This window comes from Rheinheimera soli (assembly GCF_031457405.1).
Lineage (GTDB): Bacteria > Pseudomonadota > Gammaproteobacteria > Enterobacterales > Alteromonadaceae > Pararheinheimera > Pararheinheimera soli_A.
Genome location: NZ_JAVDWR010000001.1, coordinates 460242 through 481284, shown reverse-complemented (window position 1 = coordinate 481284; position 21043 = coordinate 460242). Strand labels below are relative to the sequence as shown.

At 47.1% G+C, this 21043-nt stretch carries 14 protein-coding genes; 4 read left to right on the top strand and 10 right to left on the bottom strand.

Features of this window, described 5'->3' with window-relative positions; genetic code table 11:
* Nucleotides 1-17: 17 nt before the first annotated feature.
* The 6 genes from J2W69_RS02190 to J2W69_RS02165 all read right to left on the bottom strand — a co-directional run bounded on the left by J2W69_RS02190 (nt 18) and on the right by J2W69_RS02165 (nt 6039).
* A complete protein-coding gene (locus tag J2W69_RS02190; RefSeq protein WP_310274116.1) occupies nt 18-1283 on the bottom strand; it encodes a lipopolysaccharide biosynthesis protein in 1266 nt (421 codons plus the stop codon).
* Nucleotides 1273-2574, bottom strand: a complete 1302-nt coding sequence (locus J2W69_RS02185; protein ID WP_310274115.1) for an O-antigen ligase family protein — start codon at nt 2572-2574, stop codon at nt 1273-1275. Before J2W69_RS02185 ends, J2W69_RS02190 begins: the two co-directional genes overlap by 11 nt.
* Nucleotides 2562-3272 carry a hypothetical protein gene (locus J2W69_RS02180; RefSeq protein ID WP_310274113.1) on the bottom strand — a complete coding sequence of 237 codons (711 nt, stop codon included), beginning with the start codon at nt 3270-3272 and terminating at the stop codon, nt 2562-2564. Before J2W69_RS02180 ends, J2W69_RS02185 begins: the two co-directional genes overlap by 13 nt.
* Nucleotides 3269-4174, bottom strand: a complete 906-nt coding sequence (locus J2W69_RS02175) for a glycosyltransferase (RefSeq protein ID WP_310274110.1) — start codon at nt 4172-4174, stop codon at nt 3269-3271. Before J2W69_RS02175 ends, J2W69_RS02180 begins: the two co-directional genes overlap by 4 nt.
* A 65-nt stretch (nt 4175-4239) precedes the next feature.
* Complete coding sequence (locus J2W69_RS02170) at nt 4240-4965, bottom strand: WecB/TagA/CpsF family glycosyltransferase (RefSeq protein WP_310274108.1); 726 nt, start codon at nt 4963-4965, stop codon at nt 4240-4242.
* An 18-nt stretch (nt 4966-4983) separates the two neighbouring features.
* Nucleotides 4984-6039: a glycosyltransferase family 4 protein gene (locus J2W69_RS02165; protein WP_310274106.1), complete on the bottom strand. Its 1056-nt coding sequence runs from the start codon at nt 6037-6039 to the stop codon at nt 4984-4986.
* A gap of 305 nt (nt 6040-6344) precedes the next feature.
* Here J2W69_RS02165 and wecA point away from each other — a divergent pair, with 305 nt between their 5' ends.
* From wecA to J2W69_RS02145, 4 genes are read left to right on the top strand one after another with little or no spacing between them, the layout of a single operon-like run.
* Nucleotides 6345-7412 carry a UDP-N-acetylglucosamine--undecaprenyl-phosphate N-acetylglucosaminephosphotransferase gene (gene wecA, locus J2W69_RS02160; protein ID WP_310274104.1) on the top strand — a complete coding sequence of 356 codons (1068 nt, stop codon included), beginning with the start codon at nt 6345-6347 and terminating at the stop codon, nt 7410-7412.
* Nucleotides 7405-8721, top strand: coding sequence for a flippase (locus J2W69_RS02155; protein WP_310274102.1), 1317 nt, complete (start codon nt 7405-7407; stop codon nt 8719-8721). The genes wecA and J2W69_RS02155 overlap by 8 nt, the downstream gene beginning before the upstream one ends.
* On the top strand, nt 8718-9755 hold the full coding sequence (locus tag J2W69_RS02150) for a nitroreductase family protein (RefSeq protein ID WP_310274100.1): 1038 nt from the start codon (nt 8718-8720) through the stop codon (nt 9753-9755). The genes J2W69_RS02155 and J2W69_RS02150 overlap by 4 nt, the downstream gene beginning before the upstream one ends.
* Nucleotides 9748-10926 (top strand): polysaccharide pyruvyl transferase family protein, encoded by a 1179-nt coding sequence (locus J2W69_RS02145; RefSeq protein ID WP_310274098.1) that lies wholly within the window; start codon nt 9748-9750, stop codon nt 10924-10926. The genes J2W69_RS02150 and J2W69_RS02145 overlap by 8 nt, the downstream gene beginning before the upstream one ends.
* A 127-nt stretch (nt 10927-11053) precedes the next feature.
* On the opposite strand, the gene J2W69_RS02140 is transcribed toward J2W69_RS02145, so the two are convergent.
* The 4 genes from J2W69_RS02140 to recC all read right to left on the bottom strand — a co-directional run bounded on the left by J2W69_RS02140 (nt 11054) and on the right by recC (nt 20979).
* Nucleotides 11054-11869, bottom strand: a complete 816-nt coding sequence (locus J2W69_RS02140; protein WP_310274096.1) for an undecaprenyl-diphosphate phosphatase — start codon at nt 11867-11869, stop codon at nt 11054-11056.
* Between the two features lie 77 nt (nt 11870-11946).
* Nucleotides 11947-13842 (bottom strand): exodeoxyribonuclease V subunit alpha, encoded by a 1896-nt coding sequence (gene recD / locus J2W69_RS02135; RefSeq protein WP_310274095.1) that lies wholly within the window; start codon nt 13840-13842, stop codon nt 11947-11949.
* On the bottom strand, nt 13835-17530 hold the full coding sequence (recB, locus tag J2W69_RS02130) for an exodeoxyribonuclease V subunit beta (protein ID WP_310274093.1): 3696 nt from the start codon (nt 17528-17530) through the stop codon (nt 13835-13837). The genes recD and recB overlap by 8 nt, the downstream gene beginning before the upstream one ends.
* Nucleotides 17527-20979: an exodeoxyribonuclease V subunit gamma gene (recC, locus tag J2W69_RS02125; RefSeq protein ID WP_310274091.1), complete on the bottom strand. Its 3453-nt coding sequence runs from the start codon at nt 20977-20979 to the stop codon at nt 17527-17529. The genes recB and recC overlap by 4 nt, the downstream gene beginning before the upstream one ends.
* Nucleotides 20980-21043: the final 64 nt, after the last annotated feature.

Genomic DNA, 21043 nt, shown 5'->3' with positions numbered 1-21043 from the left:
ACAAGCCAAGCTGTTACTTAACCAGCCTTACTTTGCGTTGGACCTTTTTGTTGAAGCCTTATTTGCCAAACACAAGCAGTCACCAGCATTAAAGTAATCAACAGATTCCCAGCAAGAAACAACCAGGCGGTTAATTCCACTGTCAGCCCATAGTTAAACCAGCAGTAAGCCAGCGCTGTGAACACCACAGCGAAAGTGACCAACATGGCTTTATAGTGGTTGGCTCCTAATGAAGTCAGCAGCACTTCAAAATAGGTTTTCAGCAAGGTGATCCACAAAGTCGCCAGTACCAGATGCAGCATCAACAGATGTTCCGGATCCAAAGCTTCATTAAAGGACAACTGATACAACCAATCCCCTACAGGCCACATCAGCACATAAGGCAAAGACAACAGCGGTAAAGTGAAGAAGAATATCTTACGGAAAAACTGCAGTTTAGCGCCCAGATCCGTCAGGCGGCTTAAACGACTTAAAAACACCTGTGAAAAAATCACCGGCAATAAGGTAACAGGCATAAACAAAATAAAGAGTTTTCTGAACTGCCCAAGCGCCAGCAAGCTGCTGAATAAGGCCAGAAAAATAAAAGGAATATTGCTCATAATAATGGCAAAAACATCATGCAAAGCAAAATGCAAACGCCGCCTTATATCCTGCCAGCCAAAGTAGTGGCTGAAATTACGCAGATAAGGACCAACACCAGCTTTCAGCTCAGGCCAGAGCACATTCAATCCCATCACCACAGGCAACAAGCTCGCAACCAGCACAGCTTCGAGCATAGCATCCAGTTCAGTGATCACTGTGCCGAATAGCAACCCTACCACCACCAGCAAACTTAAAGCGCCAACAAACTGTGATTTCACTTCGACAAAAAACTGCTGCCTGCCTTTGAGATAACAAAATATCGCCTGACTGACAGCCCAGACTAAACCTATCAATAAACTCAGCAGGTACAGGTAATAAGGGACACTGTCGTTAATCCAGTAGTCGATAGCAACGACACCCAAACATAACAACAAAAACACCATAAAACTCAGCACCAGGCTGTTCAACAACAAACTGATGTGTTGCTGTCTGGCTGAATAATGGATCAGGTAAAAACTGACGCCAAAAGCTATGGTAGGGAAAAACAAATTGGCCAGCATATAGACATAACTGAAGACACCAAAGTCAGTGGCCAGCAGTTGCCGCGCCACCACCAGATTCAATAGCCAGCGCGAGCCGAAGTTCAGACCATGAGCCAGGCTGTTGTTCAACAGTTTTTGCGCGAAATCACTACGTAACATGCAGAGGCTCCGCCTGTTTTGGCTTGTTATCAGCAGAGCAATGGATCAAAGCCGCTGCGTTAATAAAGCCCCAAACAGGCCACAACATGCCGGAGCTAATCACATGACCCGCGATACAGGACACAAATAACAATAACAGGTTTAACAACACCAGAGTTGCAGCTAATTCGCTGGAAAAAAGCCGGCACAACTTTAAATTCTGAGCAATAAAACCTGTAAAAATCCACAAGAAAAACATCAAACCAGCGACACCATAAAAGATCAATAAATCAAAAGGATCCGACTCAGCCCAGTACTTCCACAAATGCTCTGATACGCCAATAAGCCCTATGCCAAAAAACCTGTGACTGTCGCTGTAGTAAAAACTGGCCATCTGCCAGATCTCTGCCGCGTATTTATCACGGTTAGATAACAAGACACCAAGTAAACCTTGCTGCTGGTAGATATGCTGTAATTTCTCAGCCAGCCCCAGATGAGTTAACAACAAAGGGGCTTGCCAAATCAGTATGCTGACAGTGACCATCAACAAGAGTATCAGCAGCGCCAGACGCGACCAGTTCAGCCGGAGAAGAACCGGCATCAGCGGGATCAACAGCACCAAAATAATGGTTCCGAGCAAACCCGTTTTGGTCAGCATTAAACTGGCGCACCAGAGCGAACTTGCGGCCACAGCCAGAAAAATCAGTTTTTGTTGTCGCCAGTAGTACTGCAATAACCAGGCTGATAACACCAAAAGCACCACGGACAACTCATTGGCGGCATTAAAAAAGCCCTTGCTGCCCAAATCGACCTGGGTCAGGTGGGCTTGGGGTAAATAGGAGGTATAACCATAACCTAAAGCGCCAAAGACAAAATTGACTAATATAATCAGATAGTTGACTATAAAAACCCGGTGCATAGATTGCAGTGCAAAAGCTTTATCCAGTTGGGCCAGACTCAGCAGGTAATAAAAGGCAATAAAAGGTGAAATCAGTTTGAGCATCAAGCCCATATCTGCAGCTAAAGAACCGCCCAATTGCAGCCAGCTATAAAATGGCCCTGGCACCAACAACACAAAAAGTGCCGGAAACAGCAAAAAAGCCTTTGCAGTCCGCAAGCTTAAGCAGGTCAGCATCAGAGTCAGGATCAACAGTTTATACAGAGCAGACAGGCCAAAACTGCGGCCAAACTGATTCAGTAAAAAGCCATTACAGGCATCGATAAGCAAATAACAGCTGCACAATAACAGGATCAGTTTATCCAGAGGCAACACCTGCTGGAAACAAGCAGACAAGCGCATTAAAGCCGCCATAACATCAACACAATAAAAGCACAGCTAAAACCCAAAAATGCACCAAACAATAACATCAGCCACAAGGCTGGACGCTCACTTTGTTCTGGTGCTTTCGGACCTTCTAATTGCTGTAAAGCAAAAGGTTGAGCTTTTTTCGCGTAGTCCAGTTCGTATTGTGTGCGCTGTTGTTGTTGTTGCGCCAGATCAGTAACCGGCAGTTGTTGTAAGGTCGCTAACTCTTGTTGTTTTTGCTGAATAAACTGCTGGCGCCAGCGCTGATCCCAGAGTCTGATCACCAAAGCCAATTCAGTTTCAGCATTGGCTGCTGAGTTGCTGATCCACTTTAAAGTCACCAGATTACCGCGCCTTTTATGGTCCACACTTAACTGCTGTGCATTGGCTGAACGGGCCAGCGACTGAAAAAAGTCCGGGGCTTTTAACCACAACAAAGCTCTGGACATCGCATCTGCCGAAGCGCCACCTACATTGGCAGGATTTTTGTCGTTTGGATCATCGCGTCGGGTTAAACGTTCGGTTTGCCAATCGGTTAAAGTCACAACAGCTGTCGCCTGAAACCGCAGCGCAGTGCTGAGTTGCACTATATACAAAGCAGCCGCACCTAAGACTGCTGCAGCCAGTAACAGCAGCCAAAAGCGTCTGAGTAATACAGCACTCAAACTAACAAAATTGGCATGAGCTAATAAATTCTGACTCATTTTTTCGAAAACAACCCTTTAATGCCTTTGCTTAACAGCTGCTGGCGGAATTTAATCGCCCATTGCAATTTTTGTTTCAGGTAATAACGGATCTTCGTTGACCATAAACCATAACGGCAGAAAAACAGTAAACGCCCGAATGAAAGTTGCTGCTGCTCCATCACCAGACGGTAAAATTGCTGGTTTTGTCTATTCCGTTCATTCATCAGCGGTAAATGTTTTTCAACAAAATAACTTTGTGCAGCCAGACGTTTAGGTGAAGTGGTAATACGGCCCAGTTCATGCCCTACATGCACCACATAAGTGGCTTCTGCCAAACGCAGCGCTTTGCCGTATGCAGCCACTAAGCGGATCCACATGTCGTAATCCTGAAAAGCTGCAAGCCCAATATCAAAACCACCTTGCGCCAGCATACGGCTACGCTTGACCAGCACCTGATTGGATAAACAATGTGCATCCAGCAATTCATTTAAACCCACAATGGCAGAGTCCGGGTACAGCTGTTTGCGAATAGTGCCGTAATCCCAAAAATAACTGGAACAGACAAAAGCATACTGATCGTCATAAGCCTGATACAGGGAACTCAGACGATTTGGCAAAAATTCATCATCATCATCCAGACCTGTGACAAACTCGCCTTTGGCTTGCGCTATCGCCAGGTTGCGGGCCGCACAAGCGCCCTGCCCTTTGTCCTGACGAAACAGACGCACTCTGGGTTCATCAGCATAAACCCGGTTTAACGTCTCCCAGGTATCATCTGTGGAGGCATCGTCCACCACCAATAATTCAAGATTCGGGTAATCCTGCACCAGCACTGAGGCAATGGCACGTTGCACCATATCTACCCTGTTAAAAGTAGGCATATAGACGCTGATCAAAGGTAAATCGGATTGTTGCTGCACTATGCTTCTCTCTGTGATTCTCTTTATGGTTCTCTTTATGATTCTTTTTGTTTTAAACGTTTTTATCAGAGTTTATTCGTCAGATATAACCAGGCGTAAGTCGCCAGATTTGATTGACGACCAATACGGGACGGCTGAGACAAGAGCCGGTAGGCCCACTCTAAATGTAATTTACACCACAAAGCCGGCGCTCTCTGCACATGACCGGTGAACACATCATAAGTACCACCTACACCCATATAATAGGCATCAGGTAATTGCTGCTGGCATTTACCAATAAAAATCTCTTGCTTGGGCGATCCCATAGCCACTGTGACTATACGGGCACCACTTTGAGCTATACGGCTGATCAGCTCATGTTCATCTTTAAAATAACCGTCTTGCGATGCCACCACATTGACGCCCATAGCCGTCAGTTTTTCCACCGTTTCCGCCATCACCTGCGGCTTGGCACCCACCAGAAACACCGGCGTTTTAGTTAGTGCGGCTTTGGCCATTAATGCCTGCCACAACTCACAACCTGGAATACGTTCAACTTTGCGGCCTAATTTACGCCGCATCACTTTCACTACACCCATACCATCGGCATAACGAATATCGGCCTTGTTCAAAATGCTCATCAATTCAGGGTTTTTACTGGCCGCTATCACTTTTTCCGGATTCATTGCAATAGCAGAACCTGCAAAGACAGTACCATCGTCCTGAATAATGTAATTAACCAGTTCAGCCATATCGCTGAACGCCATTACCCCAATGCCACCTACTGGTACCACTTCAGGTTGAATTGCCATCTTTATAGTTACCTTTTTTTATGATCGTTGTTCAGGACATAACGCCTGATACAGCTGTTGTATTTTTGCCGCTACATCATCCACCAGACAGTCTTTTGCATGCTGATGAGCAGACTGCTGTAATGCGGTGTAGTCTGAGTCTGACAAACTTAATAGCTGCTGAATTTTTTTTAGCAAGTTTTGCTGCAAAACTTGTTCATCTGTTTGATCTATCACCCAAAATGAGTCTGCACCCAACTGCTCTGCCGAACCATCAGTGAGGGTCGCAATCACAGGGGTATAACAGGCCATGGCTTCGGTCATCACCAGGCCAAAGGATTCATTGCGCGACAAACTTAAAAAACATTTACTGCGCTGATACAAGGCTTTTAATTGTTCTGCACTTTGGCCAGCTTCAAGCTGTAAATTTGGGTAGTCTTTTTTTAGCTGTTCAAATTGCGCCTGATAAGGCCCGGTGCCTACCAGATAAATTGTTTTATCTTTGAGTTGCGGCAGTAAGGCTATCAACCTGTCCATGCCTTTATTTTTATCCAAAGCACCAACATACAGCAGGTCAATGTCTTTATCTGCTCTGCTGAATTGTGTTGCATCTGCATACAACTGCGCAATACCTGCTGATAACACAACAGCTTTAGGAACAGTGGTAAAGGCCTTCGTCTGCAGTTTTTCACTGGTAAAAATCCACTGCTCTACATGACGACTACACCAACGATACAAAACACCAAAAGGCTGATAGTGATAAATATCGCTGCCATGGCAGGTGACTACTATTTTTACCGAAGGTTTACGCAAATATTTATAGGCCAGAGCCAGCCAGATAGTTGGGTAAAAAAAGTGCACATGAATAATGTCAAAGCTTTTAAAACTCAGAATATAAGACCAGAAAAACTGCAGAAAGAGCACAGGGTATTTCAGCAATTTATTGAGCAGGCTGTCGTTGTGCCAGCTCATATAAAAATAAGCCAAAGCCTGATGCTGTTGCAGTGCCAGCACCTGATTTTTTACAAACTGGCCCTGAAAAGGTGCAGAGGCTTTAGGCCCCATATTGGTGATAATCAATACTGCTTTGGTCACAGCCGGTATCCTGCGTCAACTGCACAAATTCTGATGGGGAAAAACCATAAAAACCTGAGCTCTTCTTAAGAAATAGGGTTCGCCAACGTCTTGATTAACAGCATAAAAATCGGTTAGTACCTTATGCGGTCACTGCAAGTGTGACAGAAATAACAATTAGAGCATTATTTTCTGACAAAGTCGTTATTCCTTTCAATTTTATCTCTGAAGTGCCGTAGTCAGCCCTGTTATCTTCACCTATAATCAGCCCAATTTCGTTTGAGCCAGTTCGCATTATTTCAGGCCAAAAAGCCGATGGAAACCACATGACAGAACATCTGCAGCTGTTTATTACCACTTTTGTTCTTACCCTGACCGCCATTTTTATTCTGATCCCTTTGTCTGTCAAAGTCGGACTGGTGGACAAACCTGCTGGCCGTAAGCAGCACACGGGATCAGTACCACTGATAGGTGGTATTTCTATATTCACAGGTGTAGGTCTGACCTTAGCCTGGTTTGGTTTACCGGAAGATATTCATTATTACTACCTGCTTTGTGGCGGCACTATTGTCATTCTGGGTGTATTTGATGATTTTATGGATTTAAGCGTCAAATTACGGCTTTGTGTCCAGTTGCTGATTGGCTCAGCTATGGTCTATGGTCTGCAACTGCATTTAGGTAATTTAGGCAATTTGTTTTCCCTGGGTGATGTCACTTTGGGGTATATCGGCATTCCTGTCACGCTGATTGCCGTTATTGCTGCTATTAATGCCTTTAATATGATTGATGGTATAGACGGTCTGGCCGGTATGCTCAGTGGTGTTACTTTTGTCTCTGTGACCTTAATGATGGGTATGGGCGGTCAACTAGAGCATGCTGTTTTACCTATGGTGCTGGTGTTTGCGCTTATTCCTTATTTGCTGTTTAACCTGGATGTGGTTGGCAAAGGCAAAGGTAAAATTTTTATGGGTGATGCCGGCAGTATGCTGATTGGTTTAACCGTGATTTGGTTACTGATTATCGGCACCCAAAGTGATACCGCAAGCTTTCGCCCTGTCACAGCCCTTTGGGTCATTGCAGTGCCGCTGATGGATATGGTAGCCATTATGTTGCGCCGTATTCGTAAAGGTCAGTCACCCTTCCTGGCCGACCGTGAACACTTGCATCATATATTCCTGCGTCTTGGCTTAAATTCCCGTCAGGCTTTAATAGTGATCAGTAGCTTCTCCTGTATGCTGGCTACTTTGGGCATCATTGGTGAGTACCTGATGGTACCTGATTTAATTATGTTGCTAATGTTCCTGATAGTGTTCAGTGTTTATTCATACACTTTGCAGCATATTTGGCGCATCACCCGTGCTATAAAACGTTATAAAGCGAAACGACGTGGTTAAGTTTTTAATTAAAGTTGCCAAAGCCAAAGCCGTCGCTTTATTGGGTGAACGTTTAGTTAAGCTGGCTGCAGGCGCCTTAATCACTATTATTGTGGCGCGTATGCTTGGGCCTGAAGCCACAGGTTATTACGCTATCGTCATGACCTGGAGCGCATTTTTAGCGCCTTTAGCCAACTTAGGATTAAACAATCTGGTGCAAAAGTCGGTGCAGTCTGCCACTGACCCACGCACAGGCCAGCAGATTTTATTTACTGCCACCTGGCTTCGATTAATAGCGGGATTTGTATTTGCTGCTTTGATGTTTGTTGGTTTTAGCTGGTATCTGCCAACAGAATTTGAACCTTATCAACTTGGCGCTGCAGTGCTTTTTGTCGGTCAGCTGTTTAATGCTTTTATTTTATTTGAATACCACCAGAATTATTTAGGCCATTTCCGCACCCTCGCCTACAGCAAACTGGCGTTGGGAATCTTGGGTCTGGTTGCCAAGTTGGCAGTGCTTTGGTATGGCTTGGGTATTGGCGCTTTGTTCTGGATAGTAGGTCTGGAGTTTGCCGCTGTCGGCGTATTGCAGTATCAGATTTATAAAGGCCACAACAAAGACTCCGGCCGCTTAACACCGGCCTGGTTTAACTGGCAGCATGGCAAGGAGTTATTGCGCCGCTCCAGCTGGTTATGGGTCTCTGGTATTTTATCTGTGGTCTATCTGCGTATTGATCTGATTATGATTGAACGCCTGATTGATATTGAAGCCGCTGGTGTTTACGCTGCTGTCAGCCGCATTTCTGAGCTCTGGTACGTAATACCAGCAACCTTAGCAGTGCGTTATTATCCTGAGCTTTTAAAAAGCCATCAGGTCAGCTGGTCCGGATATTTATTATTGCTGCGTAAATACACGGGTTACTTTTTTGCGATGGCGTTAACCATTGCTGTAGTTATATTTATTGTGGCTCCGCCTTTGGTACCATTGATCTTTGGTGAAAAATTTCAGGCTGGTATTTCAGTACTGCAGATCCATATCTGGGCCGGTGTGTTTATTTTTATCCGTTACCTGATAGGACAACATTTAATTATTACCGGCCAGGAGCCTTTATCTCTGGCCAGTCATGGCGTAGGTGCAGTATTAAACGTACTGCTGAACTGGTGGCTGATCCCCATTATGGGCATTGATGGTGCAGCCTGGGCAACGCTGATTTCCTATGCCTACGCTTCATTTTTCTTTTTATTTTTTTCCGGCAGAACCCGTCGTCAGTTGTGGCAACTGATCAAGGTAAAAAGAGCCGGTGTGGTGGTAGAGAAAGAGACGGTATGAAAAAACAACTCCAACAAATCAGGCAAAAGCTCGATAAGGTCTTATTACCTTACGCAGCCAAAAGCCGTCTGGCGGCAACGCTGTATTACGCATTTTTTAACCCGCATTTTCGCCGTGAGCAACATGCCACAGCGGCGGGCAGGCATCATTACCATCTGCATGAAGAAAGCAGCAGTATAGCGACAGTTATTTTACGCCGTAATATTCACCGGCTGGAAAAAGGTTTAAGCATGGTACCGCGCAAGTCGTTGTTTGCGTTGGATTATATTGACGAAACTTTAACTGCATTACAAAACCTGTTGGCCGATCATCAGGCTCTGGATTTAGTGTTGCTAAAATACTGTCACGATGTAATGGACAGCTACTTTTCGGTGACAGAGTGGCCGGATGGTGCCAGTCAACCTGTTACTTTTGCCGCCTTAAAAGCTCAGATAGCACCACGTTTGGCGCAAAGCCGTCCTTCAGCTCCAGCCCCTTACGAGCAAAGACCCAGAGCAGATATCAGCTACGAGCAGTTTTTAATTTTGTGCCAGCAGCGTTGTTCAGTCCGTACTTTTTTACCTCAAAGTGTGCCTAAATCCGCGCTGGAACAAGCGGTTTCAGCCGCAGCTCAGGCACCCAGTGCCTGTAACCGTCAGCCCTTTCGTTATATAGCGGCCACCGAAGGCGAAATGCTGAGTAAATTAGCAAACTTACCTATGGGCACTGTGGGTTATGCCAATGGCATTCCTGCCCTGCTTGCCGTGGTCGGTGACTTAAGTGCTTACCCTTTTGAGCGCGACCGCCATGTGATTTATATAGATGCCAGCTTAGGCAATATGCAACTGATGCTGGCATTAGAGACTATGGGCCTTGCCTCTTGTTCTATCAACTGGCCTGATATTGAAAACTACGAAGCCAAAATTGGCCGCTTACTGAAATTACAACCTTTCGAACGAGTCGTGATGCTGATTGCTGTGGGTTACCCTGATCCGCAGGCGTTGATCCCTCACTCCGAGAAGAAAACTGCTACGGAGTTATTAACTTATGTCTGAATCAAAAGCCTTATTAGTCGAAATTAAAGGCGTCCAGTTCCGCAACAAAGGTGCTTACCTGATGCTGCTGGCCTGTTTACAAGGTTTAAAAACCTTAAACAACACAGAGCTGGTGTTATCTCCTGGTCCTAACCTGCCGTATCGTGAACGTGCCTTGTTGGGCGCATGGCAAAAGGTGTCATTCCGCCGTAAAGGTCTGGATTTAACCCCATGGTTTGGAAAATTTCCTGGTTCATTACGTAATCTGATGAAACGTTATGGCATGGTGACAGAGCGTGATGTTGACGTGATTTTAGAAGCCAGTGGCTTTGCTTATGGCGACCAGTGGCCTTTGAAGTTTCTACAAAACACAGCACGTGAAGTAAAACGTTTTAAAGAGGCAGGCAAACCTTTTGTCTTTATGCCACAGGCTTTTGGCCCTTTTAGCAGCGACGAAAGCAAAGCTGCGATGCGCGATATTATTCACAGCGCTGCGCTGATTTACGTACGCGATCCGGTTTCATTCAGCCACTTACAAAGCTGTGAAGCCAATCTGCCGGATACAGTCAAGTTAACCCCTGACTTTACCGTAGGTTTAAAAGGCCACAGCACTAGTGCTTTGCCTGAAATTGAAGGCAAATTTGCTGCTCTTATTCCTAATAGCAAAGTGGTGTCTAAGTTTAACCACGCCAATGCCGAAGCAGAACGCACTAACTATGTCGAAGCTTTTGCTGCTGCGGCCAACCAGCTGGTAGAGTTAGGTTATGCTGTGGTACTGGTCAATCACGAAGGCAAAGAAGATCAACTGCTGTGTCAGGAAATAGCCCGCTTAGCGCCTTGCGACACTATTCAGATTGAAGATCCACTGGCAGTCAAAGCTTTTATCGGTCAAAGCTCCATTACCATCAGCTCACGTTTTCATGGTGCTATTAATGCACTGAGTCAGGGTGTGCCATGTATAGCAACCAGCTGGAGCCATAAATACCACGCCATGATGTCTGATTTTGGTATGGCCGATTACTGCCTGGAAAAACTATCAGCCGTCAGCCTGACTCAAAAAGTCAGTCAGTTATTGGCAGAGCAAGAGCAAATTACTCCTCTTCTGGCCGACAACGCAGCAAAACTGAAGCAAAAAAACCAAACCATGTGGCAGGGTCTATATAAAACTCTGGATAAATATCTGGGCCGTTAAGTTCTGTAAGAGCACGCCATTAGATAGTAAAAAGGGCACTGAAAGTGCCCTTTTTCATGATCGCCATGGAAGGACGGTATGCCGCAACTGCCGGGAGCCTTGTTGCGATGTTCCGTGACAGCAATAGTTAAGACCAACTCACCCAGCCAAAGTACCAGGTCGCCAGGATCACCAAACCAAAGGCGATACGGTACCAGGCGAAAATCTCGTAGCTGTGGTTTGAGACAAAACGTACAAAGGTTCTTACCGCTAACAAGGCACTGAAAAAGGCTGTGACAAAACCAACGATAAACATGGGGGCCTGATCAAAGGCCAGTACATCCCGGTGTTTAAACAAGTCGTAAAAGGTTGCCGCAAACATAGTAGGCACAGCTAAAAAGAATGAAAACTCAGCGGCCACTTTCCTGTCAAAACCAAAAAACAAACCGCCAATAATGGTGGAGCCAGAACGTGAGGTTCCGGGGATCATCGAGATGATCTGCGCACAGCCTACCTTTAACGCGTCTTTCCAGCTGATGTCGTCTACATCATGAATGGTTACCTGATGAGTACGACGCTCCGCATACAAAATCACTAACCCCCCCAGCACCAGCATGGTCGCAACTGTAATAGGGTTAAATAGATACAACTTAATGTATTTAATAAACAACAAGCCAATGATGGCGGCTGGCAGGAAGGCGACAAATAAATTCAGCACAAAATTCTGGGCTTTTTTGTCGTGAGTAATACCTGTCGCAACACTGATAAAACGCTGACGGTATTCAAACACCACTGCCAGAATAGCACCCAATTGAATGGCAATTTCAAACACCTTGCCTTCGTTATGAAAGCCAATCAAATCGCCTACAACAATCAAATGACCAGTGCTGGATACGGGTAAAAACTCTGTTAATCCCTCCACTATGCCTAAAATAAAAGCTTGAACTAACAACCAAAGATCCATCACTACTCCATTATTCTGTTCGCTCTGTGAAGCGCTGTTATTACCAATTGGCTGGCCATAGATACAATGTATAACGGTTAACTATCCAACCTGATGGCGCCATAACGTTGTACTTTTCGCTCTACAGCCTGCGTTAATAAGTCCGGTTTGGCACAAATCAGACTAAAAAGTTTCGCCGCTCTGGTAATACCGGTGTAAATCAACTCTCGGCTTAAAACAGGGCTGAAATTGTCTGGCAATACCAGCACAGCATGACGGAACTCCGAACCCTGAGATTTATGCACAGTAATAGCGTAAGCAGTTTCAACTTGCTGCAACCGGCTGGGTAAAACCCAGCGCACCGCTTTGCTGCTGTCTTCTGATGCAAAAGCCACAGCCAGCATCCATTTGCCCTGATAAGGCCGTAGCAAACAAATACCCACATCGCCATTCATCAGCCCCAGCGCATAATCGTTTTGTGTCACCATCACAGGCCGTCCGGCATACCAGTGGCTGCTGTGCTGAATAAGCCCGGCCTGATGCAGCATTTTCTCTACCGAGAGATTGACTTGCTCTACACCCATAGGCCCTTGTCGTACAGCACAAAGCAACTGAAAAGCGGAAAAATCGGCCAGCACTTGCTGCGCCCATAAATCAATGACCTGATCTTCTGCCTCTAAAGACGGACTTTGCCGCACTGTATTCAAATAAAAACTAAAACCAGCTGCTTCTTTTTGCTCTTCTTTTGCCTTACCTGTTAACACAAATTGTTTTAAATGCTTAAAGTCTGTCGCTTCCAGATACTGCAGATCGGCATAATCTGCACGGCAAATGGCGGCTACTTCAGCGCTATGACCTGCATTCACCGCATTGGCAAGTTTGGCGATGCCACTTTGTGGATCAAAACGATGGCTGACCCTAAGCATACCAATTTGTTGCTCCAGCGCTTTACCTGTATCGCTGATTAAATCTGCCGGAATAGCGGCAGCAGATAATTGATTGAGCCAGGCTGCGGTTTCCGCTAAATAATGCCCCTGCTCTGCCCACTGACAAAGCTCTGCCATTAAAGCGCCCGCTTCCACCGAGGCCAACTGGTCTTTATCGCCTAATAAAATCAACCGGGCATGGGCTGGTAAGGCCGACAACAAAGCGGCCATCAGCTCGACATCCAGCATTGAGGCTTCGTCCACCACTAATAAATCGAGCGCCAAAGGCTCAAAAGCATTTTGCTTAAACTGCCGGCTTTGCGCACGAGCGCCCAAGAGTTTATGCAAGGTCGATACATCAGTTGGCACCTGGCTTTTCATTTCTGCCGATGCAGGCAGTTTATCCAGCGTAGTGCGGATAGAACTTCGAAGCCGCACTGCCGCTTTGCCTGTAGGGGCAGCCAGTTGAATAGTTAAAGGCGTGGCACCTTGTTGCTGCTGCAATTGCTGCAATACCAGCAGCAGTTTCACCACTGTGGTGGTTTTGCCTGTACCAGGACCGCCAGTGATCACACTAAAGCTGCTGCTGGCTGCTATGGCGCATGATAAACGTTGCCAATCAGGATCAGCACTTTTTGTTGCTGACACAGGAAACAAAGGGTCCAATAAGTTTTTCAGCAGCGCCGGATCTATAGCTTGGCGTAGCTGCTGGCTACGCTGGCTGCTTTGTTGCAGATAAAGCGCTATCTGCTGCTGATAACCAAAATAACGGCGCATATACAAAGCATTATTGGCATACACAAAAGGCTGATTACGGTTTTCGCTTAATTCAAACAAATCAGGATAAAGCGCCATCAGCGCCAGCCATTCCTGTTGTGAATGCTGCGACATAGATTTAAGTGGTAAACACAAATGGCCCTGAGCGAGTGCAAAGCTGCACTGGCCAATCAATAACGCTAGTGCTGGCTCCAGCTTTTGCTGCTCACGAAAAAAAGTCACCAGCGCCTTATCCAAAGCCCGCCAGTCTTTGCCCTGCATCTGCAGTTCCAATAGTTCTGAATCAGACATTTGCCAGCTCCTTAGCGACCAACTGACCTTGCAGCAGAGCGTCAAGCTTGTTCACCAGCTCCAGCGGAATATCCACAGCAAGCACACCTTTGGTTGTAGCCTCCCCCCCCCGCAAAAACCAATACAAAGCGCCGCCTAAATGTTCTTGTGGCTTATAGTCCGTCAGACGGCTTTGTAATAAACGATGGATAGCCACAGCGTATAAAGCCGCCTGCACATCGTAACGGTGCGCCAGCATCTGTTGTATTAAGGCATGGCTGTCATACTGGCCATCGGCTATATAGTTTGATTTATAATCCAGCACCCAATAGCGGCCCTCCTGCTCTAAAGTTAAGTCGATAAAACCTTTGAGCATACCTTGCAGTTGCGTGGTTCGAAGTGCTGGCCGTGGCAATTCAGGCCACAAATACTGTTGCACAAGACTATCTAACTGCGCACTGCTGCAGTGCTGAACTGCTAACCAAAACTCCAGTTCGGCGCGGTATGAGCCTTCAGTGAGTGTGCTTAAGCTCGCCTCAACATTCTCCCAGAGCGGTGTTTGAATCAACTCCGTCAGCCAGTGTTGCAGTGGCATTAAAGCGCTGGGTAAATCTGTTGTTTCCGGATAAGGCGCTTGCCGCCCGACCCAATAACGAATTTGCCATCTATGCTCTGGCAGTTGCTGCAATAAGCCATATTTCTGCATCAGAGGTGCCAGGCCTTGTTGCCATAAATCCGGCTGTTGCGCTAACTCGTTAAAACCCAACGCTGCCCCCCACTCCAATACATCATGCAAAAAAGTACCGGCCTGACTGCCACGCACAAAGCCCTGAGCAATAGTCAACATTTTAGGTTCTTGAGGCTCACTATCATGCTGCACTTGCTCTGGCGCCAGCTCCTGAAACAGCTCAGCCGCTTTACTGTCGTGCTGATGTTGCTCCAACAAAGCACTGTAACTGGCTATCCACCACAGCTCTTTGACTGAACGGGTCATTTGGGCATAAGGCAGCAGCTCACCGGCCTGATCCAGCATCAGTACCACAGAGCGCTGTTCTGATAAGTTATCAGCGAGGCGAATATGTGGCTGCTTAAGTAATGGCGATAACTGCTCTTTTAGGGCCACGGGCGATACCAACGCATCATCAGAGAGCAAATAACCTATAGCACTTTGCTCCTTGACTGGCATCAGCCCTACCCAACAATAATGCCGCGCTCGGGTTAAAGCCACATACAGCTTTCGCATATCTTCGGCCAAACGTTCACGTTCTGCTTGTTGTGCTTGCTGCTCGTTGGCTTGTAACACCACGGTCAGTTCACCATCCTGGTGGTAAGTCACAGGGCCTTTGCTGGCATCTACAGCTCGCGCTAAAGCAATAAAAGGTAAAAATACCAGTGGGTATTCCAGGCCTTTGGATTTGTGAATAGTGACAATTTTAATCAGGGCTTCGTCGCTTTCTAAGCGCAGTTTTTGCTGCTCAGCGGCTAAATCGCCCTGACCAGCAAGATGCTCGGCCAGATAACGAATAAGTGCAGCCGGGCCTTCCAGCTCCATAGAGCGTTGTTGTAAGAGTTCTGCTAAATGCAGAATGTCAGTTAACAACCGCTCGCCTGATGGCTGTTGCTGTAGAAATTCAGCCACTGCAAAATCGCGCATCAGTTGCCATAACATCACCAGCACACCTTGTTGTTGCCACAGCGCCTGATAACTGGCAAAACGCGCCAGTTGCTGCTCCCATAACAGCTCATCCTGCAGCAGTTGCTCAAGCTCGGAATAATTTAGCGACAAGCTCCAGCTCGATAAAGCCGAGCGCACTAAGGCTTCACGCTGCGGCTCGGCGCAAGCGCGCAGCCACAGCAGTAAATCCAAAGCCACCGGGCTTTCAAATACGGCGCCTTTATCAGATAAATACACAGAGGCCAAAGCACGCTCTGCCAAAGCTTTTTTAATCGCATTGGCTTCCTGCTGGTTATTGACTAAAACTGCTATATCGCTGGTTTGAAGGGCTGTGAGCTGATTTTCTTGCACAAAACCTGCACGACCTGCTGCACTTTCGGTTAAAAACACTGCTATTTGCTCAGCACAGGCCTGGGCCATCTCCGCTAAACAGGCAGCCTTACTAAACACTTTGCCATCGGGGGACTCTTTAATACAAAACTCCAGCGCTGTGACAGGCTGTTGCTCCACCATAAAACGCTCTTTCCGCCCTTGCGCTTCCACCGGATAAAAACTCAATAAATCAGGCCGGCCCAATACAAAAGCCCCTAAAGCACGCTGTTCGGCATAACTAAATAAGTGATTGACCGCACTGACCATTTCATCAGTAGAACGGAAGTTTTTCGGCAGTTGGAAGTGTCGCCCCACTGTTGCTTGTTTCGCCGCTAAATAACTATAAATATCAGCACCACGAAAGGCATAAATGGCTTGTTTTGGGTCGCCTATCAATAAAATACCGCAGTCCTGTCTGTTTTGATCCAACTGATAAATGGCATCAAAGAGTTGATATTGCACAGGATCGGTGTCCTGAAATTCATCTATCAGCGCCAGCGGAAATTTACGTCGTAAACGCTCAGCAAGTAAACCGCCCTCGTCTTTTTGCAACGCCTGCTGCAAGCGGCTTAATAGCTCATCAAAACCAAGCTCAGAGCGCTCTAACTGCAACTGATGGAAACGTCGCGCAAACCAAAAAGCGGCATGCAGCACTAAATCCTGCTGTGGATCCGGCAAAGCGGCCAGTTCATCCGCCAGTTTTGCCATAGCTTCAAAAGCCGGATGATTCGGCACCGGGCCTTTAAAAGCCTCACTCAAGCCTTGTGGCGTTAAGCGGCTTTGGCCTGTTTGCAAATCCGGGTCGACCATCTCGGTATCGCTTATCCAGGCCACTAATTTTGCCAGCCAACTGTCGAGATAACGCGCCTGCAATTTACGACCGTCCACTTCTTTACGCTCAATAGCACCGTGCAGCAAAATCCGGATTTCACTGACCCAGTTATTCCAGGGCGCTTTGAGCTCAGCTAGTTTTTGCTTACGCTCTGCTTTCACTTCAGGCAATAACACAGCGGGTGTGGCAGGTTCAGTAAATAACGACAAGTGGCTTATCAGCGGCAGAATTTTTTTGCGCAAGGTTTCAGGGTTTTGCAGCTGTTGCCAGACTGTGGCTATATGCTCTTCAGGCAGCGGATAATAAAAATTGCGCCAGTAATCCCGTATCACATCCAGCTGTAACTGCTCGACGTCTGTCACCAGATTTTGTTCAAACAAATAACCGCTTGAGAGCGCAAATTCGGCCAGCACTTTATTACACCAGCCGTGAATAGTAGAAATGGCCGCTTCATCCAGATACTGCACCGCCAGTTCCAGTTGATAGGCACAATGCGGCCATTGATCCGGGCTAAACTCGCTGCGCAAGCTTTGTAAAAACGGATCGGCCTGCCCTTTATTTAAAGAGTCTGTTTGCTCACGGAAATAACGGGCGGCATCGGCTAAACGTTGGCCAATACGTTCGGTCAGCTCCTGAGTTGCAGCTTCGGTAAAAGTCACCACCAGAATATCAGGCGGTAATAAAGCTTTGTCGCACCCATGGCCCAACACCACACGTAAATACAACGCCGCTATGGTAAAGGTTTTGCCTGTGCCTGCGCTGGCTTCAATCAGTTGACTACCTGATAAGGGGAAAGAGAGTAAATCCAGATTGGCTATAGCAGCGCTCATGCAGACACCTCGCTGTAGTTGACGGCGAGCAAAGGAGCGTATAAAGCACTGGCATTTTTTTCTAATTGGCCCTTTTGCCAAAGCGCATTAAAGTCTGCAAAAGCGCGCTGCAAATAAGGGCTACGCTGCAAAGCGCCTGCGTTGAAGTCATCGCCTGTATACAAACGTTCCAGCTTTGATAGCAGTTTGTCGTCCACAGCCACACCTTTTTCCAGCTGTTTTACTAATTCCACACCCACACTAAATTCCAAAGCTAAAGGCTCTGATAGCCCTTGCTGCATTAGTTGTAAAACCTGCCCTAGTTGCTTTTCAGCTTGTTGTTTTTCAATAGGTTGCAACACCAATTGCCCTACTCTGGAGAGCACATACAGCGTAAGCGGCAAACCGCTTGCACAGCACAACAGCAACTTCAGATAAGGCGCGACTATATGCCGCCAGTTTATGCTTCTGTCTTTAATTAAAGCGGTGGGCAATAGCTCGGCATAGGCCAAACCTCCGTTGTCGGGAGTACCTTGCCGAAAGCCTGTTAACTGTTCGGTTAGCTCGCCTTGCGCGTTAACAAAACGCAGCGAATAAAAACCAGCATCCGCTGTTGGATAAGCAGTTAAAAATTGCAGATAGCCAGCGGCCAGTTCGTCCAGCCCTGCCACTAAATCCTGCTGCATTAAGGCAGCGCCTGCCCCCACAGCCAAACGACCTTGCAAGCGGAATAACTCCAGCTGTTGTTCTGCGCTTTGCTGCCAATTTTGGCCTTGTTCTACACTACGCTTTAGCTCAGCCACCAGCTGCTGCTGCATTTGCCAGCGTTCCAGCGGTTCCAAAGCAAATACTTCATCATTAATACTGGCCAGTTCCGGCAGTTCCAGCCGTACTTTTAAACGCTCATTAAAAAAGAACCGCACCGGCTCACGCATAAAGTCGCTGGCTTGTTTTAGCGTCCAATGTAAATCGTTCAGGACTGGCAGCGCTTCAGTCTTTACAGCCCCCCCAGCTTTATGATGCAAACTGGCCCACTCCTGCTGATAGCTAATCAAACCAGAACCTGCTTCACGGTAACGGCGGCTAAAAGGCTGTAATGGATGCTCATAAGTGATTTGCTCTAATAAATCAGTGCCATCCTCCATAGCCCAAGCGGCAGACAAATGATCACGCAGCTGACTGACCAGCACAGAAGGTGCACGGGCGCTGTTATCAAAGACGCTAAAACCGACCCAACTGATATAAAACTGCTGGCGGGCCGATAACAAAGCTTCCAGTAATAAGTAACGGTCATCGTCACGGCGCGAGCGGTCGCCACTGCGATAATCCAGCGCCATTAAATCAAAGTCCTGCCGTTGCTGCACCCGTGGATAAGCGCCATCGTTCATGCCAAGCAAACAAATCACCGCAAAAGGAATAGAGCGCATTGGTAGCAAAGTGGCAAAGTTGACTCGGCCACTAAAAAACTTCTGCTGCAAACCACCGGCCTGCACAGGTTCTAACACCGCCTGACGGGCAATTTGTAAACTTAACTCTTCTTCAAGATCAGCGCCTTTAGTGTTGTCGAGCCAGCTTTGCAGTTGCTGTTGTAATTGCTGCACTAACTGCTGACTTTCCAGCTCGTCTGGCGCAAAAAAGTCTTGCAACAGCTGAGTAAAAAGCAGATGCCAATCGGCGGGGCTACGTTTTACCGCCAGTTGTTGCCATAGCTCGTTGATTTTTTGTAATAAGACCAGCACAGGGCCAAGTTCGGCTGCTTCCAGCCCTGCCACATCAGCGTAAGGCGCTATACCCTGCCATGGCGCTGTATCGCCTGCGACATAACCCAGCAGCATACGGCGAATACCAAAAAGCCAGCTATTTTGCTCAAAACCGTGCTGCAAACCCAACTGCTGGCGATGCTGCTGATCCAGCCCCCAGCGAATACCTGCCTCTTCAATCCACTGCTTAATTTTCGGCAAAGCTGCGGCTTTTAAGCCAAAACGCTGCTGCAAAGCACTGATATCCAGCATATCGAAGACGGTACTGGCATTTAAACGTTGCTGCTCGGGGCTTAACAGCACTTCTAAAGCCTGCAATAACGGCTGCTGCTTTTTGCTGTTTTGATCAGAAATACTGTAAGGGATATAGCGTAAATCCCCCATCGGCACTTTGCCAAACACGGCTTCAATCAGAGGCGCATATAAATTAATGTCCGGCACCATCACCATCACATCTTTAGCGCCAAGCTCCGGGTGTTCAGTAAAAAGCTGCAGCAGATGATCATGCAGAATTTCCACTTCACGAAGTGGGCTATGGGCTTTTTGAAAGCTGATGCTGCGCGCCGCTTCAGCTGTTAAAGCTGGCCACTGGCTTTGGGTTTCAGTGACAGAACGCAGCTGCAAAATGTCGTCCTGCAACTGACCCAATAAATGACTGGTGTTGGGCGATTCAAATAAATCAACTTTTTGATGGGCAAATAACTCTTTATGAGCGGCAGTTTCGTCAAACTGATCCAGCAAGCGAATATAATCCCGCCCCTGCTTGCCCCAGGCCGCCAGCAAAGGCTGCGCCTGGCCTGATAACTGCTCGGCACTGGCAAAAGGTAAAAAACCGGCCTTAGTCGGCTGGCGTCTCTGCGCTGCTTTGACTTTGTCTTTTTCGGCAATAATATCAGCCCAATACAACTGACAAGGGTTTAATACCGCTAATAAAATCTGACAATAAGGTGCAAGTGCCGACAACACTTCCAACATCTGTTGCGGTAAAGACGAGATACCAAAAATAATGACCCGGCGTGGTAAATTTTTTGGCGCTTTTTTCCAGCTTTTTACTTGTTGTAAAAAGGCCTGATGCAAGGAAAACCGGCTTTGTTGCTGCTGCTCTGCGGGAAGTTCTGCCAAAATTGCCTGCCAGAGTTTGGCCTGCCACAGTTGATCATCCGGCATGGTTTTAGCGTCACCATCCATTTGTGCCATCCGATACAGCCCCTTAGCCCAATCCGCCAGCCAGTCGGCACGATACACCTGATACTGGTCAAATAAATCCGCCAGTTTCAGCGCCAGCTGTGAGCGCTTTTGTTGGTCTTTATCGTCACTGATAAAACGGCGCAGCAGCTCAAATTCATCCTGCGCCACTAAAGCAGGCAATAACCTGAAAATACGCCAACGCAAACTGTCTTTACTAAAGACGGACAAATCAGGCAGTTGCTGCTCTGGCAGTGCCAACTGATACATACTCCAGATAAAACGGCCAGGCAACTGCACCTGCATAGCAGCGGCTATACCCAAACCACGAGCAAAAGGATCGGCTTCATCAGGCGACGCGGCAAAAGCCAGTTTCAGCCACTGCGCTATACCATTACTTTGCACCAGCACCTGTTCAAGCTCTAAGGGCGACAGTGGATAACGCTGACAAAACTGCACAAGAAGCGCACGCAGCTGCTCCAACTGATTGGAATGGATCACTAAAAAACCAGGCTCAAGTGCCAATGCGACAGTACTCCGTTATTGTTTATTAGTTTGCTGTTTAAGCTATAAAACTGATTTTGCCACA

Excerpts from the sequence above, each read along its gene's own strand:
- recB (WP_310274093.1), bottom strand. The coding sequence starts at position 17,530 with ATGAGCGCTGCTATAGCCAATCTGGATTTACTCTCTTTCCCCTTATCA.
- J2W69_RS02140 (WP_310274096.1), bottom strand. The coding sequence starts at position 11,869 with ATGGATCTTTGGTTGTTAGTTCAAGCTTTTATTTTAGGCATAGTGGAG.
- J2W69_RS02145 (WP_310274098.1), top strand. The coding sequence starts at position 9,748 with ATGTCTGAATCAAAAGCCTTATTAGTCGAAATTAAAGGCGTCCAGTTC.
- J2W69_RS02170 (WP_310274108.1), bottom strand. The coding sequence starts at position 4,965 with ATGGCAATTCAACCTGAAGTGGTACCAGTAGGTGGCATTGGGGTAATG.
- recD (WP_310274095.1), bottom strand. The coding sequence starts at position 13,842 with ATGTCTGATTCAGAACTATTGGAACTGCAGATGCAGGGCAAAGACTGG.
- J2W69_RS02180 (WP_310274113.1), bottom strand. The coding sequence starts at position 3,272 with ATGAGTCAGAATTTATTAGCTCATGCCAATTTTGTTAGTTTGAGTGCT.
- wecA (WP_310274104.1), top strand. The coding sequence starts at position 6,345 with ATGACAGAACATCTGCAGCTGTTTATTACCACTTTTGTTCTTACCCTG.
- J2W69_RS02190 (WP_310274116.1), bottom strand. The coding sequence starts at position 1,283 with ATGTTACGTAGTGATTTCGCGCAAAAACTGTTGAACAACAGCCTGGCT.
- J2W69_RS02185 (WP_310274115.1), bottom strand. The coding sequence starts at position 2,574 with ATGGCGGCTTTAATGCGCTTGTCTGCTTGTTTCCAGCAGGTGTTGCCT.
- J2W69_RS02150 (WP_310274100.1), top strand. The coding sequence starts at position 8,718 with ATGAAAAAACAACTCCAACAAATCAGGCAAAAGCTCGATAAGGTCTTA.